This is a genomic window from Bradyrhizobium sp. SZCCHNRI1029 (assembly GCF_032487555.1).
Taxonomy (GTDB): Bacteria; Pseudomonadota; Alphaproteobacteria; order Rhizobiales; family Xanthobacteraceae; genus Bradyrhizobium.
In genome coordinates, this window is the sequence record NZ_JAUEUK010000005.1 from 464,935 (window position 1) to 481,498 (window position 16,564).

At 66.4% G+C, this 16,564-nt stretch carries 12 protein-coding genes; 5 read left to right on the forward strand and 7 right to left on the reverse strand.

Annotated features, from left to right (window positions below; all coding sequences use genetic code 11):
* Positions 1-209: 209 nt before the first annotated feature.
* From QW861_RS17145 to QW861_RS17155, 3 genes are all read left to right on the forward strand, one after another.
* Positions 210-623: a hypothetical protein gene (locus QW861_RS17145; protein WP_315752247.1), complete on the forward strand. Its 414-nt coding sequence runs from the start codon at positions 210-212 to the stop codon at positions 621-623.
* 75 nt (positions 624-698) lie between these two features.
* Positions 699-3,356 carry a PD-(D/E)XK nuclease family protein gene (locus tag QW861_RS17150; RefSeq protein WP_315752246.1) on the forward strand — a complete coding sequence of 886 codons (2,658 nt, stop codon included), beginning with the start codon at positions 699-701 and terminating at the stop codon, positions 3,354-3,356.
* Positions 3,353-6,670 (forward strand): UvrD-helicase domain-containing protein, encoded by a 3,318-nt coding sequence (locus QW861_RS17155; protein WP_315752245.1) that lies wholly within the window; start codon positions 3,353-3,355, stop codon positions 6,668-6,670. Before QW861_RS17150 ends, QW861_RS17155 begins: the two co-directional genes overlap by 4 nt.
* Positions 6,671-7,056: 386 nt before the next feature.
* Here QW861_RS17155 and QW861_RS17160 read toward each other — a convergent pair whose 3' ends face one another.
* The 4 genes from QW861_RS17160 to QW861_RS17175 all read right to left on the reverse strand — a co-directional run bounded on the left by QW861_RS17160 (position 7,057) and on the right by QW861_RS17175 (position 10,901).
* Entirely contained in the window at positions 7,057-8,310 is a 1,254-nt protein-coding gene (locus QW861_RS17160) for a site-specific integrase (protein ID WP_315752244.1), read from the reverse strand.
* Positions 8,311-8,464: 154 nt separating this feature from the next.
* A complete protein-coding gene (locus tag QW861_RS17165) occupies positions 8,465-9,076 on the reverse strand; it encodes a RadC family protein (protein WP_315752321.1) in 612 nt (203 codons plus the stop codon).
* A 70-nt stretch (positions 9,077-9,146) separates the two neighbouring features.
* Entirely contained in the window at positions 9,147-9,314 is a 168-nt protein-coding gene (locus QW861_RS17170; protein WP_316193305.1) for a hypothetical protein, read from the reverse strand.
* Between the two features lie 36 nt (positions 9,315-9,350).
* Complete coding sequence (locus QW861_RS17175; protein WP_316193306.1) at positions 9,351-10,901, reverse strand: alpha/beta fold hydrolase; 1,551 nt, start codon at positions 10,899-10,901, stop codon at positions 9,351-9,353.
* A 148-nt stretch (positions 10,902-11,049) separates the two neighbouring features.
* On the opposite strand from QW861_RS17175, the gene mddA reads away from it, so the two are divergent.
* Together mddA and QW861_RS17185 are read left to right on the forward strand one after the other, a co-directional pair.
* The gene (mddA, locus tag QW861_RS17180) at positions 11,050-11,835 is read left to right on the forward strand and encodes a methanethiol S-methyltransferase (RefSeq protein WP_315752241.1); all 786 of its coding nucleotides are present in this window, start codon (positions 11,050-11,052) and stop codon (positions 11,833-11,835) included.
* A gap of 209 nt (positions 11,836-12,044) precedes the next feature.
* On the forward strand, positions 12,045-13,235 hold the full coding sequence (locus tag QW861_RS17185) for an MFS transporter (protein ID WP_315752240.1): 1,191 nt from the start codon (positions 12,045-12,047) through the stop codon (positions 13,233-13,235).
* Here QW861_RS17185 and QW861_RS17190 read toward each other — a convergent pair whose 3' ends face one another.
* From QW861_RS17190 to QW861_RS17200, 3 genes are all read right to left on the reverse strand, one after another.
* On the reverse strand, positions 13,236-14,039 hold the full coding sequence (locus tag QW861_RS17190) for an intradiol ring-cleavage dioxygenase (protein WP_315752320.1): 804 nt from the start codon (positions 14,037-14,039) through the stop codon (positions 13,236-13,238).
* A 96-nt stretch (positions 14,040-14,135) separates the two neighbouring features.
* Positions 14,136-14,960, reverse strand: coding sequence for a type I methionyl aminopeptidase (gene map / locus QW861_RS17195; RefSeq protein WP_315715310.1), 825 nt, complete (start codon positions 14,958-14,960; stop codon positions 14,136-14,138).
* 97 nt (positions 14,961-15,057) lie between these two features.
* Positions 15,058-16,377 (reverse strand): mechanosensitive ion channel family protein, encoded by a 1,320-nt coding sequence (locus QW861_RS17200; protein ID WP_315715311.1) that lies wholly within the window; start codon positions 16,375-16,377, stop codon positions 15,058-15,060.
* Positions 16,378-16,564 lie beyond the last annotated feature (187 nt).

Sequence of the window (16,564 nt, forward strand, 5' to 3'; positions counted from 1 at the left end):
CCTGTTGAAGTTCAGAACCGGCGACTTCTGGCACACGTCAAATAGCCCAAGATCGCGGCTCCTAACTGTTGGGTCGCACGCGCGACGACCTGCAGCATGTTTTCAGCAGAGTGACTATCTCCAGCCCGCGGGTGAGGAGCGATCTTCGGGCCGCATAATTCGGACAATCTAGAAAAGCTGTTTCAGTTCAATGGCGCCTGGAGCTAAATTTGTCCGAACGCGCCTTGAAAGTATTCAAATGTCGAAACCCTTCCAAGCTGGATCCGATGGCTGCCTTACAGTCTTTTACCGTATGCTGCGGAAGCTTATTCGCGTCCCTGGAGCGAATGGCCGCGATCGCCAGCGACCTCGGTGTGGCAGGCCCTGCGCTGGTTTCGATTTCCCTCGATGGAGTTGAAGACGTTGAGTTGTCTGCCGCACGGCCCGGCGGAAGACGAGTGCCGCAACCGGAGGTCATCTTGCCTGTGGCCAAACTGGCCGAGATGAACGGTGAACTCGCCCCGAAGGTTCAAGAGCAATTGGATATCCTGTGGCAGACAGCCGGGTGGATTGACGGTTCACCCTCTTTCACCTCTGAAGCCTGGGCAGGCTATAGCGACAAGCAGAACTACAGCATCGAATAGAAGGCGGAACTTGGCGAGGCGCCCCTTGGGGGATCACCTAGCAATTCGTTGATGGGGGATGCGGGGAGCGGGGTGATGAATCGTCGAACGGTTGTCGTTGAAGGGCCGCTCGCCTTTCGCATGAGGCGGATCGCCGCCGCACGACAAAATGAAGGCGGCGTGCAGATCATGACCTTGCCGCAGCTTGCGGCACGGCTAGCCGGCGGCTTCACGCGCCCCGCCCAATCGGAGGAGCTTGACCGGGCGATCCGCTCGGCGCTCGAAGCCGGCGGTTTCGCCGAACTCGAGAGCATCCGAAGCCTTCCCGGCATGACGCGTTCTGCGGCTTGGACGCTGAACCGGCTGTGGAACGCCGACTTCGCGTTGGCCGACCGCGCCCGTGAGCGCGCGCGGCTCCAGGATCTTATGACAATCGATGCGCATGTGCGTGCGAGCCTGCCTGCGGGTGTCCTGTCGCCGCGCGATCTGCGCGATGCAGCCCTACAGCGTGTAGCGTACGCGCCCACGGTCCTCGGCGCGGTCGAGCTCGATCGCGTCGTGGGGGTCGCCCCCGTTTGGCGCCCGCTGCTCATTGCCCTCGCGCAACAGGTGCCGCTCATCTGGCGCAATCCCGGCGATCCCGATGTCGCCTGGTTCGCCGGCGAGCTTGGCTCCGATCCGCGGCCCACACCGGCGCCACCCGAGATCGTCTCCTGCGCTTCGCCGCGCGCCGAGGCCGTCGAAGCCCTGCGGTGGATCCGCGAACTCATCGCGTCAGGCCGCGCACGGCCGGACGAGATCGCCGTCTGCGCCACGGCGACCGAGGACTGGGACGACCACATGCTGGTGCTGACGGCTGACTCCGGTCTGCCGGTGCATTTCTCGCACGGCGTGCCGGCGCTGGCGTCGCGGGAAGGCCAGACCTGCGCCGCCTTAGCCGACGTCTTGCTCAATGGGTTGAGCCAGGATCGCGTGCGCCGCCTCCTCGGCCGCGCCGTTGGACGCAGCCGCGGCCTCGATGCGCTGCCTCCGACCTGGGCGCAGGGCCTGAGGCCTGGCGCTGCGCTCTTCGAGCTTGAGCAATGGCGCCGCGCACTCGATGAAGCCCATGCTCGTCGCACGGATGGCGTCGACGTGCGGCCGCTGCTCATGCCGGTTCTCGAGGTGCTTGCCAGAGGAGCCGGCGCCGCAGATGCAGCCTGCGGTCTGTTGCTCGGGCGCGCGGCACAGGCGCTCTGGGTCGAGGCGCTTCGCCGTGCGCCGCCGGATGCGCTCGAATTTTCGCTGCATGAGCTTCGTCTTCCGGATGGCCGCGACCCGGGCGCCTGCGCGGTCTGGTGTCCGGCGAATCATCTCGCGGCCGCGCCACGTCGCTTCGTCCGTCTGCTTGGTCTGACGACGCGATCGTGGCCGCGGCGAACCGGCGAAGATCCGCTGGTTCCGAGCCACATCCTGTCGCGTGACTTACTGGATTCCGTGTCGGTCAGCGAACAGGACCGGCGGGCGTATGCGATCATCACCGCGCAGGCCGCCGGCGCTTTGGTGCTGTCGCGAAGTCGCCGCAACGCCCAAGGCGGGCTGCAGGCGCCCAGTCCGCTCCTGCCGCACGGCCCATGCACCACGGCATTGAAACGCGCGCGCATCCCGAGCCATGCTTTCAGCGAGGCCGACCGCCTGCTGGCTCGGCCCGAAGAGGCGGCGATCTCGGCGGCGCTGCGAGCCGCTGACGCCTGCTGGCGCAATCGCCGAAACCCTGCAGTGACCGCTCATGACGGTCGCGTGAGCCACGACCATCCCGTCATCACGCGGGCCATCGAGCAGGTGCAGTCGGCTACATCGCTTCGCCTCATGCTGCGCGACCCGCTCGCCTTCGTGTGGCGCTACGCCTTGGGCTGGCGCTCGCCGGTCGAAGACGAGCAACCTTTGTCGCTCGACGCGCGCGCCTTCGGCGAGCTCGTCCACGAGATGCTGAAGCGCACGGTCGACGCGCTCGAGCCCAATCCCGGCTATGTGCGCGCGGCCCGCCATGAGATCGAAAACGCCCTCGATGCGGCATCTGCCGCCATCGGGGCGCAGTGGCCGGTCGAGCGTTCGACCCCACCCCTTCTTTTGTGGTGCCACACGCTAGCCGCCGCGCGCGATCTTGCGCTCAAGGCGTTGACGCTCGATGAGGCGTTTCAGGCTGTCACGCGCAGCTGGACCGAACTCGCGTTCGGCCGCGAGGAAAATGCCACGGACGCCGCTGGCGATCTCCTGTGGCCGCCGACGGGACAGGTGATCATTCCCGGTGCCGGGGTGCGCATTCGCGGCAGCATCGATCGGGTGGACTTCAACAGCGCCTATAAAGCCGTCCGCGTCTCCGATTATAAGACCGGCGCCGAACCGGCGAAGGCCAGCGAGATCGTTCTCGGGCGCGGCGCCGAGCTGCAGCGTGTGCTCTACGCGCTAGCCGCGCGCCAACTCGTGGCGGACAATCCGCGGGTCATCGCGCGCCTGGTCTTTCTGGGGGCTGATCGGCCCAGGCCGTACAGTCTGCCGGATGTCGATCAGGCGATCGCTGACATTGGCGCGCATATCAGCGCGGCCATCGATCTTCTGCGTCGCGGCAACGCCTTGCCGGGTCCTGATGCACGCGAGGCCTGGAACGACTTCGCATTGGCGCTGCCAGCGAACCCCGCGGTCTATTTCCAGAGCAAACAAGCAGCTTTGGGCCGCGCCTTTGGCGACTTTGCCCGAATCTGGAGCGTGCGATGACGAAACTCGTCGACGAATCCGCGCGGCTGAGGGCGCTCACACAACTCCATTTGACGCTGCTGGTGGAGGCGGCGGCAGGGACGGGCAAGACCGCTCTCATGGCGGGCCGACTGACGATGCTGTTAGCGCGCGGCGCCGAACCACGCTCGATAGCGGCCATCACCTTCACGGAGCTCGCGGCGAGCGCGCTCGGCGCCCGCGTCCACCGTTATGTCGACGATCTGCTCGCGGGACGTGTTCCGAATCCGTTGCGGGAAGCTCTGCCCGACGGCTTGACCGACGCGCAGCGGCGCGCCCTTTCGGCGGCTGCCGGCAAGCTTGATGAGCTCACCGCCACGACAATCCACGCGTTTTGCCAGACCATCATCTGCAGTTACGCGGTCGAAGCCGATATCGATCCCGGCGCACGCATCCTCGATGCGACGCAGGCCGAGGCCGCTTTTGAGGCCGTGTTTGAGCAATGGTTCAGAAGGCGGCTGAACGGACCGGCACGGGCCGATGATCCGATCGCCTCCCTGTCGGAGTATGATCCGCGTCACGTGGCCGCCACCTTGCAGGGGCTTGCTCGGTTTCGCCTGAAGCATCGCGGTGCGCGGGCGCCCGCGGCCGATCTCAGCGGCCGGCCGGATGTCGATATCGTCGAGGCTGTCGCGGATTTCCGCCGCTGGCTGTCGGCGCAGCCCGTCGAGCCCAAGACGCTCGAAGTGGTCAGACAGCTGGAGACACTGGCCAGTCATTTCGAGGGCAGCTTCGCGACGCCGCCTGTTTTCGACACGCTCTGGCGGCTCGCTCATCCGGCGCGTCTGCCTTGTATGCGGCGCTACACCTTCGATTTGCTAACCCCAAGGATGAAGACGGCATGGGACAAGGCCGCCGGCAAGGATCGCGGCGCCGAACTCAACGCGGAGGCCGGTCGCCATTTTGCGCGGGTCGACCACTGTTACCGCGTCATCCTCGGCCGTGTCGCGACCGCGCTGGTCGGCAAGTTGTCCGATGAGCTCGATGAGGTACTCGCCGACTACGCTGTCTTCAAACGCGCCGCCGCCGTTCTTGACTTCGACGATCTGTTGGAGCGGGCGCACGCGCTCGTGCGGGAGCACGATGCAGTTCGACGCGCGCTTGGACAGCGATATCGCCACATCTTCGTCGACGAATTCCAGGATACCGACCCGATCCAGGCGGAGATCCTGTTTCGGATCGCCGCCGACGACGGTGCGCCCCGATGGCAGGACAGCGTTCTGCGCGAGGGCGCTCTCTTTATGGTCGGCGACCCTAAGCAGGCGATCTACCGCTTCCGAGGCGCCGACGTGGGCTCCTACGCAGAAGCACGGGGCGCCGTCGCCCGGCGCTGGCCCGACAACATCGTCCAGATCACGGCGAACTTCCGCTCGCGGCCGGCGGTCCTGACCCATATCAACCGGTGTTTCGCGGCGCCGCTCTCCGGCCGGAATCAGCCGGGTTACGTGGAGCTCGCGCCAACGCTCGATCCGCCGGATCACGAGCTGCCGTGTGCCGCCAAGATCACGATCGATTTGCCGCCGGACTCGCGGGCGGCGCAGATCCGCGACGCCGAGGCCGAAGCCGTCGCCGATCTCTGCACACGGCTAATCGGCAACTTGAAGATCCGCGACGAGGACGGCGAGCTTGCGCCGCTCACGCCGGGCGGCATCGCGCTGCTCGCCCCGACGGGCTCCGAGCTCTGGCGATACGAGCGCGCGTTTGAAGCGCGCGGGCTCCCGATCGCTTCGCAGGCTGGGAAAGGACTGTTCCGTCGCCAGGAGGTGCAGGACCTTGTCGCACTCGCGCGCGTGCTGGCGGACGCCGGTGACACCTTGGCGTTCGGCGCCTTGATGCGCGGTCCGCTGGTTGGCCTCAGCGAGGAGGAGTTGCTCGATATCACCGCCGGTTTGCCGGCGCTTGCGGATCGGCCCGACGCAATTCCTCAATTCTCGCTCGCGATGGATCCCGATCACGTCGCTCATCCAGTCGCGCGGCGGATCCTCACGATCCTCCAGGACCTACGCCGCCGGACGCGGGCGACGACGCCTGCGTTGCTGCTTGCCGAAGCTGTCGAGCGGCTGGCCGTGCGGCCGATCTTGAGCGCGCGCGAAGGCGACCGCAGCGCGCGAGCCGCCGCCAACGTCGAGGCGCTGCTCGAACGGGCACGGTCCTACAGCGTCAAAGGCATGAAGCGCTTTGCCCGCGACGTGAGCCGCGACTGGCGCGACGGCGCCGCCTACAACGAGGGCCGTGTCGATGCCGACGGAGACGCCATCGAGATCATCACCATCCACAGCGCCAAGGGGCTCGAATGGCCGGTGGTGATCCCGATCAACACCGCGACCTTGCTGCGCTCCCGCGAGCCGTTTGTGCACCGGGCTGACGACGACACGCTACATTGGGTGATCGGCGATGTCGTGCCGCCCGAGCTGCGCGCTGCGCTGGAGACCGATGACGAGAGCCTGATGCGCGAACGGGAACGGCTCTGGTACGTGGCGTGTACGCGAGCCCGTGAGCTGCTGATCGTGCCGGAACTAGCGCAGGCCGAGCAGACGTCCTGGGCTCGTGTCGTCAACCTGGGCCAGGACGCATTGCCGGAGCTGGACGTCTCCCGCATGGCGCCGGTGCCGACGTCGATGAGCGCCGACCCGCCGAATACCCAGACCGCTGAGCTCTTTGCAGCCGAGCGCGGGGTCATCGAGGAAGCGGCCGTTCCGCTGACCTGGGTGCGGCCGAGCGATCATGATCCGGACCGCTTGCAGTCGATCGAGGCCATCACGCTCGATGCCGGCGATGCGCCCGAGGTCAACCAGCCTGTCGGTGCGGGGCGCGTGCGCGGTCTTCTCCTGCACAAGCTGATGGAAGAGGTGCTGACGGGCGAACTCGTCGAGGAGGTGGAGCGCTTTGCCAGCCGCGCGCGCCAGTTGGCGGCTGAACTGGTCCTCGATCCCGACGACGGCGACGGCCTTCCGGACGCCGGCGAGATAGCGGCTACCGCTTGGCGTACGTTGCAGCTGCCGGACATCGTGGCGCTTCGCGAGCGGCTGATCCCTGAGTGGCCGGTGTATGCGCTGCTCGAGGATAGCTCGAAGCCAAGCGCGCTCTCCGGGCGCATCGACGCCATCGCCTACGCTGGGGATCGCGCCGAAGTGGTCGTCGACTGGAAGAGCGACGTCGATCCGTCCGACGCTGATATTCGCCTCCATGCCGGTCAGCTCGAAGACTATGTACGGGCGACGGGCGCTCACAGGGGCGCGCTGGTCTACATGACGCCGGGTGTCGTTCAGTGGGTTAGGGGCGGCTCGGCGGCGTGAGCGGTAACCGGGAGGGAGGGATTGAGGTGCCGGTGGGGTCGAAACCGCCCTTACCAGCCAGCCGCCGGAAGGGAAAGACGTCAGAAATTTGTAATCGTTTTTCTGACAGCCTCGACTCTCCGGTCGGAAATGGGGATACATTTTCTGACAGGGCGGGCGGACGTGTTGAGCGAGACGTTTGACTGAGATCCGGAGCCGAACTTCGATCCATTCGGAGGGGTCGACTGTACCGGCGAAAAGGGCTGTCTCTATCACCAACGTGGCGGGTGCCTCCGGAAAGTAGAGGCCTGCCTAGCTCGTCAGTGATACTTGGCATGGGTCGGCGTGGGCACAAGCCATGGAGCCGAACACGGCGGGCGTGGCAACCACGATAAGCGAGCGGCAACTCACGCGGCCTGCTCCAATGCGCGGTTGGCCTTCTTCTCCTTGAGCAGGGTCCGAACGAACCTGTCCCATTTGGCCATCCCGGCGCGCTTCTCGGGCATATAGTGCCACCGATCGTAATTCTTGGAGCTCACATCCTGGAGCGCGTGGTTTTGGAGGCGGTCGCGGATCTCTTTTGAAACGCCGGCCTTGCCTGCCAACGTCTTGAACGTCCGTCGGAGATCCCGATTGGTTGCGTAAGGTATGACGCCGCGGTCGCGCTGCCGCCACACGAAGCTATAGAGCGTTCCGTGGCTGACGGGCTTCCTCGGGTCTTTGGCCGATGGGAAGTACCAGCCATATTCGTTCGGCTTAATCGACTCGATCAGCTCAGCAGCGAGCAATGGGACCGGGACGGCGTGGGGTTGGTCGTTCTTGGTCTTGGACCAGTCAATGATCCGCTCCCTGGCGTCCCATTGATCGATACGGAGCCGCGCGATTTCCTCGACGCGCTGGCCGGTCAGCATGATGAGCTGCACGGCGCGCGGATAAGAGGGATGAACCGGCGTGTCGGGGTGCTCCAGCCAGCGATAGAGCTGCACGAACTCGTTTTCGTCGAGCCAGCGACTGCCTTGGACCTTGGGTTCGGTGGGGATGCCCGTTGCCGGATTAAAGGGAATCCGGAAGCGGCGAGAGGATTGCTGACGATAGTCGTTGTCGGACTTCATGCCCCAACTAAAGGCGGCATGGAGATAGGAGCGCACATGGTCGGCCATCGACTTGGCACCGCGCTCGTAGATCGGGCGGATCAGCTCGATGATTTCCTCGGCCTCAATCTCGCGGGCGAGGCGATTACGCCCGAGCGTGTCGGCGATCTTGTTGAGGCCTTTTTCAGTTTCCTTCCAGGACGGTTTGCCTCCGTCCTTGAGCGCAGCGACATAACCCTCGAATAGATCGGTGACCGTGCCGGGGCGAGTGTCGGTGGCGATCTTGATGCTTCGGCCCTTCTGGATGACGTCAGCAAAGTCGCGCTTGTAGATCTCGCGAGCTTGCGTGAGCGACATCGAGGGATAGGCGCCGATCTTTTTCTTAGTGCGTCTTCCGTCGCGCCACTGCTGCGCCATCCAGTCGGCGGTGACACGCTTGGGCATGGGCTTGAGGACGAGAACGAGACGGCCGGTGCCGCGCCCCTCGCCATCGGCGAGGTTCTCCTGCTTGCGACTGATCTCGACGCGCTTCAGCGCATGTCGGATAGCGGTGTCAGTTAGGGCGGGCATAGCGTTTCCTCCTTTCCGGAACTGGGATCGATCGAGGAGAAGCAGGGATCGCTAGCTGGGAGCGGAAGGCCGCTTTCTACCCCTTTTACAGCCCCCAATTTGCCAAAACCGCCTCCACTACGCAATGTCGGAAAAATTATATTTTACAAGTGTTTCAATGAGCTTGAGCGTGATCAGGCGTGAGCGAAAAGTGGCAAGTGGGGTGGTTGTGCACCAGGATGATCGCGGTGGCCGACAATTCGAGCGCGCGCTTGATCACTTCGCGCGGATAGACCGGCGTGTGATCGACGGTGCCGGTCTGCTGCACCTCGTCGGCGATCAGCTGGTTGCGCTTGTCGAGAAACAACAGCCTGAACTGCTCCTTGTCGGCGAACGCCATGCTGGTGCGGCAATAGGTGATGACGTCCTGCCATGACGCCAGCGCGTGCTTCTGCCGCACCTCGCCCTTGGCGATGCGGTGCGCGGCGGCGGCGATCAGCTTGAGCTGGGTGATCGAGGCGTCGCCGACGCCGTCGATCTCGCGCAGCCGCGGCTCCGGCGCGTGGATCACCTCGGCGAACGATCCGAACGTCTTGAGCAGCGCCTTCGCCAGCGGCTTGACGTCGCGCCGCGGCAGCGCGGCGAACAGCACCATCTCCAGCAGCTCGTAGTCGTTGAGGGCGTCGGGACCGGCGCTGTGAAAGCGCTCGCGCAGCCGCTGCCGGTGGCCGTGATAGTGCGGCGTGTCCGGCGGCGTATCGTTGGGAGGAGGGGCTTTCTCGGGCATCGGCGTCAGCATGCCGTGATGCCGCATTTTTGCAACATCGAAGTGCTCGCGCCCCGCAGGGCGCGCCTTGCTAGGCCGCGCGTCCGGTCAACACGATGGCGAAGCCGACGATGAGCGAAAACGCTGTGGGGTAGAAGGTGAGCGCAAAGCCGAAGGCGCGGCCCGCGGCGCCGCTGGCATAGCCGAGCCAGAACAGCAGACGCCCGAGGCCGAACAGGATCACGAGCGTGAGCAGCACCGGACGATGTCCTTCTCGTCCGTCGGGCGATCCTGCTTATGGCTGCAGACTGCCGATGAAGGCTTCGATGCTGGCGAGGGCCGGCCTCTGGTCGCCGGCGAACATCCAATGGTCGGCGCCGTCGAGCTCGACGAAGCGCGCGTGGCGGATATGGCTGGCGACATGCCGCCCGGCCCCGACGAGCACGGCGTGATCGTGGCGACGGTGCAGCACCAGGGTCGGTGCAGCGACCCGGGCGAGCAGGTGGCGGACGTCCGTATCCCTGAAGGCTTCGAGCAGGCCCTTGATGGCGCCGGGGCTGGATGCCGCGCGAAGCAGTCCGGCCCACCAGGCGCGCGCCTGGGGATCGCCAGCCAGACTCGGTGCGAATGTCTCGATGCCGGCGGGGCCGCCCCATTCGGCCACCAGCTGTCGCAGCCAGATGCCGTACTGGCTGGCCTGCAGCGCATGCGGATAGCCGGGCGCAGCGCTGCCCTTGGCGAGCGAGGCGAACAGGATCAGCCCGGCGACACGTTCGGGATGGTCGGCCGCGAAGGTGATGCAGGCCGGTCCGCCCTCGGAGGCGCCGAGCAGCACCGTGCGCCGGCTGCCGGCGGCGTCGAGCACGGTCGCGATGTCGCGCGCCGTCGCCTCCACGCTGGGGCTGAAACCGACCCGGTCGGAGAGCCCGATGCCGCGGCGATCGAACAGGATCAGGCGGCCGATTCTGGCGAGCGCGGACAGCAAGGCCCGACAGTGCGGCTCCTCCCAGATCCGCTCGACATGCGAGACGAAGCCGGGCAGCAGCAGAATGTCCTGCGAACCTGTGCCGTAGGTCTGATAGGCGAGATGAACGCCGCCGCCCAGGACATAGCGCGTCGGCGGTGCGCTGTCGCCTGGCGCCGCAACGCCCTGCGCCAGCAGCGCCAGCGTGTCGGTTTCGGGGGCGACGCCGAGCTCGTCGCGCAGGCGCTGCGTCAGGGCGTCGAGATGGCGCTGGGCGGCGGCGCGGTCGCCGGCCAGCATCAGGCTGCGGATCAGGGCGCGGCCATAGACCTCGCTGAGCGGGTCGAACGCGACGAGGCGTCCGGCGTGGACCGCCGCCGCGGCATGGTCGCCGGCCGCGCTGCGATCCCGCACCACGCGCTCCAGCGCCTGGACCGCCCGGCCGCGCAAGGCTTCACGCCGGAAGAACGCCCATTCCTCGAACTGCGGACAGTCGCCGGGCGCGAAGCCGTCCAGGAAGTCACTGGAATAGAGGCGGCAGGCCAGCTCGAATTCGCCGCGGTCGCACGCCGCCTCGAACAGCCGGGATTCGACCTCCAGCTCGACCGCTTCCGCCCACCGAATCGTCGCGCGATCGATGGTGAGGCAGCCGTCGCCGAGTGTGAGCTGGAGCCGGTGCAGCAGGCGGCGCAGCCGCGCCCGCGCGACCTCCTCGGAACACTCCGGCCAGAGCATCGTCGCCAGGACGTCCCGCGCGACAGGGCCTTTGGCCTCCGCCAGATAGACCAGCAGAGCGAGGCCCTTGCGCAGCGCCAGCGGGCACGGCTGGCCGTCGCGATGCAGCTCGGGAAAGCCTAATGTCCGGACGCGGAACTGAACCATCGGGGGTGCGACCTGGGTGGCTGCGTTCGGGGGACGCTCGGGGGACGGTCGATTGGTAAGGGCTCAGGCTCGCGCGAGACGCGACCGATCCCAGGATCTGGCGTCTCGATCACGGCCACGCCGTCCTCGCAGCAACAAGGAAACCTTCATGTCCGGGCGTCTCCTCATCATGCTCTACGCCGTCGCGAGCTATGCCGTCTTTCTTGGGTCGTTCGTGTGGGCGGTCGGTTTCGTCGGCAATTACAACTATCTCACGGCCAAGTCGATCGATGTGGGCGTGTCCAGCGCCGTGACCGAGGCCGTCGTCGTCGACGCGCTGCTGCTGGCGCTGTTCGCGATCCAGCACAGCGTGATGGCGCGGCCGGCGTTCAAGCGCGCGTTGACGCGCATCATTCCGGCGGCGGCCGAGCGCAGCACCTATGTGCTGCTGTCCAGCCTGATCCTGCTGCTGCTGTTCTGGCAATGGCGTCCGATCCCGAATCCGGTCTGGCACGTCGAGGGTGTCGCAGCGGGCGTGCTGACCGGCGTGCATTGGCTCGGCTGGCTGATCGCGCTCTCCTCGACCTACATGATCGATCATTTCGATCTGTTCGGCCTCCGCCAGGCCGTGCTCGCCCTCCGCGGCAGCGCCGGGACGGCGCAGCCTTTCAGAACGCCGCTGCTGTATCGGCTGGTGCGCCACCCGCTGATGCTGGGCTTCCTGCTCGCCTTCTGGGCCACGCCGGAGATGTCGGTCGGCCACCTGCTGTTCGCCGCCCTCAGCACGGCCTACATCCTGGTCGGGCTGCAGCTCGAGGAGCGCGATCTGATCGCCCAGTTCGGCGACACCTACCAGCGCTACCGCCGGCGGGTGCCGATGCTGCTGCCGCGACTGATCGGCGGCCGGCGGACCGCCGAGACGGAGACGGAGGCGGAGGCGCGCGGCGCGCAGTAGCCGGCGCCGGCTCGACGTCCGCAGGGCTCGTCGGGCACGCTCGCTTTTGATCACGGCTTGCCCGGTGCCGCGCCCACGCAGACGTGAATTGGTGCGGGGACCTCAGCACCTATGTCGGGCTTGAATGCTGCGATGCAAAATCACAGCTCGACAGCCTCCGTTCTCATAAGGCCCTATGGCCTGCCTGTTCAGTCCGAGAGAGATCCGCGTTGACCACCATCACGTCCGATTCCGGCGACTCGCTGTCGGCCTGGATCACGCTGTTATTGGCCTTTTCCTGCGGGCTGATCGTCGCCAACATCTATTACGCGCAGCCGCTGATTGGGCCGATCAGCGCCGAGCTTGGGCTGCGGCCGCAGCTCGCGGGACTGCTGGTGACGATGAGCCAGATCGGATACGGCGCAGGTCTCTTGTTCGTGGTGCCGCTCGGCGATCTCATCGAGAACCGCAAGCTCGTCATCATGACCATCATCGTCGGCGCGGCCGCGCTCGGTTGTGCGGCCCTGGCGACGAGCCCGTCGACATTCCTGCTCTCGGCGCTGCTGATCGGCTTCGGCTCGGTCGCGGTGCAGATCCTGATCCCCTATGCCGGGCACATGGCGCCGGAGGCGATCCGCGGCCGCGCCGTCGGCAACGTCACCACCGGCCTGATGCTCGGCATCATGCTGGCACGGCCGCTCGCGAGCTTCGTCGCGGCGCATGCCTCCTGGCACGTGATCTATGCGGCCTCGGCGCTCGCCATGGTGATCCTGGCCGGGGTGTTGCGCCTCGCCCTGCCGCCGCGTGAGCCGCAGGCGCGGCTGAGCTACGGCCAGCTGCTCGGCTCGATGGTCGAGCTCTATCGCGACACGCCGGCGCTGCGCCGCCGCGCGCTCTACCAGGCCGCGCTGTTCGGCGGCTTCAGCGTGTTCTGGACCACGTCCCCGCTGCTGCTGGCCGGGTCCGATTTCCGGATGTCGCAGACCGGCATCGCCCTCTTCGCGCTGGCCGGCGTCGCCGGGGCGATCATGGCGCCGGTCGCCGGCCGCATCGCCGATCGCGGCTGGACGCGACCGGCGACGGTCGCATCGATGCTGATGTGCGCGATCGGCTTCGCGTTGACGCTTTCGGTTCCACTCGGAACGAACGGGTCGCTGGCCACGCTGGTGATCGCCGCCATCGCCATCGATTGCGGCGCGCAGCTCAGCCTCATCCTCGGCTATCGCGTGCTGTTCGTGCTCGGCGCCGGCCAGCGCAGCCGGCTGAACGGGCTCTATATGACCACCTTCTTCGTCGCCGGGGCGGCGGGTTCCGGCCTCGGTGCCTGGGCATATGCGCATGGCGGCTGGACGGCCGCCGCCGCGCTCGGCACGGCGCTGCCGCTCGCGGCGCTGGCCTATCAGTTCACCGAGCCGAAATGATCAGAACGGGCTGCGCTTGAGCCCGGGCACCAGCGCCGCCAGCCGGTCCTTGATCCAGGGTGCGGGCGGCAACTTGCCAGTGGGCATCTCGACGGCGGCGGCCGGGTTACGGCTTACGGCCAACGTGAGGGTCGCCAGATAGTGATCGCGCTCCTCCTTCACCGCGCAATGCGCGCGGTGTTCGGGATCGGCCTCGGTCGCGACGCGGTCGTTGGCATTGATGACGAGCCGTTGCTTCGGCCGTCCCGTGTAGTCGGGCACGTTGGTGTAGATGAACTCGTTCAGCGCCTCGGGAAAGAAGGTTTGTCCGGTCAGCACCGTGGCCTCGTCGACAAACACCCTGAAGTGGATGTGGGTGGCGCGGCCGGCATACCAGCCGGGATAGATGGTCCTGAAGCCGGCCCAGCCGGCGGCGTCGGCCATCTGCGTGCCGCGCAGGAACGTCTTTCCGCTCTGGTCGAGCTTGTGAGTGTCGCTCTGGCCGGGATAGCCCGAATAGATGCCGCGGGCATCGCAGTGCCAGATGTCGACGCGCGCGCCGGGGAGTGGCGCGCAGGAGCCGGCCTCGATGACGCGAAGGCGCAGCCTGAGCGGCACGCCCGGCCGGTCCTCGGCGATCTCGGCGCGCACCAGCTTGGGATCGAGATAATAGGGACCGGATTCCGACTGCGGCGTCAGGATGCAGGCGTCGTCGGCATTCGCCGATGCGGGAGCTGTCTCCGACGCTGCGCGCGCCGGCGGCGTCAGCAGCGCTGCGCCCGCCGAGAGCAGGCCGAGAACGCCACGGCGTGTTGCGTTGGTCAGAGCAGCCTCCCGCAGTCGCATGCGACGGAAGCGGCAGTCGATCAGCCGGGCATGGCAACAATCGGACGCCCGGCGGCCATTCGGCCAGGAGCCCGCTCACACCTGCGTCAGCGGCTTCTCTCCATGGCGCTCCGAGAGCGTGAAGATCTCGACGCCGTCGGCGGTGACGCCGACCGAATGCTCGAACTGCGCCGACAGCGAGCGGTCCCGCGTCACTGCGGTCCAGCCGTCGGACAGGATCTTCACATGCGGCTTGCCGAGATTGATCATCGGCTCGATGGTGAAGAACATGCCGGGCTTGAGCAGCACGCCCTCGCCGGGACGGCCGACATGGATGATGTTCGGCTCGTCATGGAACAGCCGGCCGAGACCATGGCCGCAGAAGTCGCGCACCACGCTCATGCCCTGCGGCTCGACGAAGCTCTGGATTGCGTGGCCGATGTCGCCGGTGGTGGCGCCGGGCTTCACCGCGGCGATGCCGCGCATCATCGATTCGTAGGTGACCTCGATCAGCCGCTCGGCCTTGCGCGCGATCGGGCCGATCGCATACATGCGGCTGGAATCGCCGTACCAGCCGTCGACGATGAAGGTGACGTCGACATTGATGATGTCGCCTTCCTTCAGCGGCCGGTCGTTCGGCATGCCGTGGCAGACCACGTGGTTGATCGACGTGCAGGTCGAGTAGCGATAGCCGCGATACATCAGCGTCGCCGGATAGGCGCCGTGGCTGAAGGCGAAGTCCCGGACGAAATCGTCGATCCGCGAGGTCGGCACGCCCGGCTTGACGATGTCGGTGAGCGCATCGAGGCACTTCGACACCAGCGCGCCGGCCTTGCGCATGCCGGCAAAGCCGCTCGGGCCGTGCAGCTTGATCTGGCCGTTCTTGCGCGCAGCGGTGTCGGTCGCTTCGATATAGTTCATGGGCCTGTTTCGTTCTCAGGGGTGTCGCAGGGTGATCGCCTAATTTAATGATCGTGCCGGCCGGTGCAAGCCGGGTGTGCACGGCCGGATCTGCCGCCTAGCCGGTCGGCACCTCCAGCGTGGTCTCCACCGGCAGCGCACCTCCGCGAACGCGAAGCTCTCGCACCGGATACGGCACCCTGATGCCCTCGCGCTTGAAGGCCTCCCACAGCGCCAGCATCACCTCGCTCTTGACGCTGTCCATGTAGCTGGGGTCGGCGATCCATGTGGTCAGCGAGAACTTCATGCCGGCCTCGGTGAACTCGGTCAGCAGGCAGTTCGGCGCCTTCGATTTCAAGGTGCGCGGCGTCTCGGCCGCGATCTCGGTGGCGAGCTTGCAGACGACCCGGGGATCGGCGTCGTAGTTGGTGCCGAAATTGACCTTCACCAGCGTGTTCTTGTCGGTGTAGGTCCAGTTGGTCACCTTCTGGGTGACGAGGTCCTCGTTCGGGATCAGGAACTCGCGGCCGTCGCCGGCGGCGACCGAGATGTAGCGCGTGTTCATCGCGCTGATGCGTCCCGAGCTGTCGCCGATGGTGACGAGATCGCCCGGCTTCACCGATTTGTCGGCCAGCAGGATGATGCCCGCGACGAAATTGGCGACGATGCGCTGCAGGCCGAGGCCGATACCGACACCGGCGGCGCCGGAGAAGATCGCGAGCGCCGACAGGTTGATGCCGACCGCGCTGATCGCAATCGCGACGCCGAGGATCATCAGGCCCATGCGGACCATCTTGATCAGGAGCACCTGGATCGACGGCGTCAGGTCCGTCGAGCGCGTGATGCGGCTCTCGACGAAATTGCTGGCGATGTTGGTCAGCCACAGCACCGCGAGCAGCAGCACGCCGAGCTTGATCACCAGCAGCGGCGTCAGCCTGAGGCCGCCGAGCACGACCGAGATGGAATCGAGCGCGTCGACGACGTTGTCGAGCTGGCCGATGATGCTGAGCGCGGCGACCAGCCAGGCCGAGATCGACACGATCTGCACGATGAAGGTGCTGCGGATCACCGAGGTGATCAGCCGGATCACGAGCCAAGCGAGCGCCAGCTTGAGCGCGACGGCGAGCAGGTAGCTGCGGCTCGGCCAGGTCCACAGCAACATGCCGGTGCGGGCGATCCGCATCAGGATCACGAACACGACCGTGGTGACGCTCTCCAGCAGCACCCGTAGCAGCTGCCGCAGCGGGCCAGGCCAGCCCATCGCCAGCGAAGTCAGGTCGATGCGCGCACGCACGGCGGCGCTCGCCGCAAAGGCGATGCCGGCGCCGCTCAGCACCAGCCCGAGTTGAAGATAGAACCACGGCGAGGTGACCTCGGCGCCGATCGAGCGGCCAACGGTCTGCAGGAAGTCGAGAACGTCTTTCAGGTCGAGGTCCATCAGCGGGGTCTCGGAGGGGAACAGTGGCGCGGGTTGGCCGGATCAGCGGAATTTAGTTCGTTTTCGTCACAGGCGATTGCCGCGAAATATACCCCGAACGCGGGCAAGGATGGAAAAATGGGCATATCGCCGCGATAAGAGCAAATCCGGTTGGCGTGCAAGTGTGGCGACGATAAGGATGTAAAAC

Excerpts from the sequence above, each read along its gene's own strand:
- QW861_RS17165 (WP_315752321.1), bottom strand. The coding sequence starts at position 9,076 with ATGCCCGAGAAAGCCCCTCCTCCCAACGATACGCCGCCGGACACGCCG.
- QW861_RS17150 (WP_315752246.1), top strand. The coding sequence starts at position 699 with ATGAATCGTCGAACGGTTGTCGTTGAAGGGCCGCTCGCCTTTCGCATG.
- QW861_RS17160 (WP_315752244.1), bottom strand. The coding sequence starts at position 8,310 with ATGCCCGCCCTAACTGACACCGCTATCCGACATGCGCTGAAGCGCGTC.
- QW861_RS17155 (WP_315752245.1), top strand. The coding sequence starts at position 3,353 with ATGACGAAACTCGTCGACGAATCCGCGCGGCTGAGGGCGCTCACACAA.
- QW861_RS17175 (WP_316193306.1), bottom strand. The coding sequence starts at position 10,901 with ATGGTTCAGTTCCGCGTCCGGACATTAGGCTTTCCCGAGCTGCATCGC.
- map (WP_315715310.1), bottom strand. The coding sequence starts at position 14,960 with ATGAACTATATCGAAGCGACCGACACCGCTGCGCGCAAGAACGGCCAG.
- QW861_RS17200 (WP_315715311.1), bottom strand. The coding sequence starts at position 16,377 with ATGGACCTCGACCTGAAAGACGTTCTCGACTTCCTGCAGACCGTTGGC.
- mddA (WP_315752241.1), top strand. The coding sequence starts at position 11,050 with ATGTCCGGGCGTCTCCTCATCATGCTCTACGCCGTCGCGAGCTATGCC.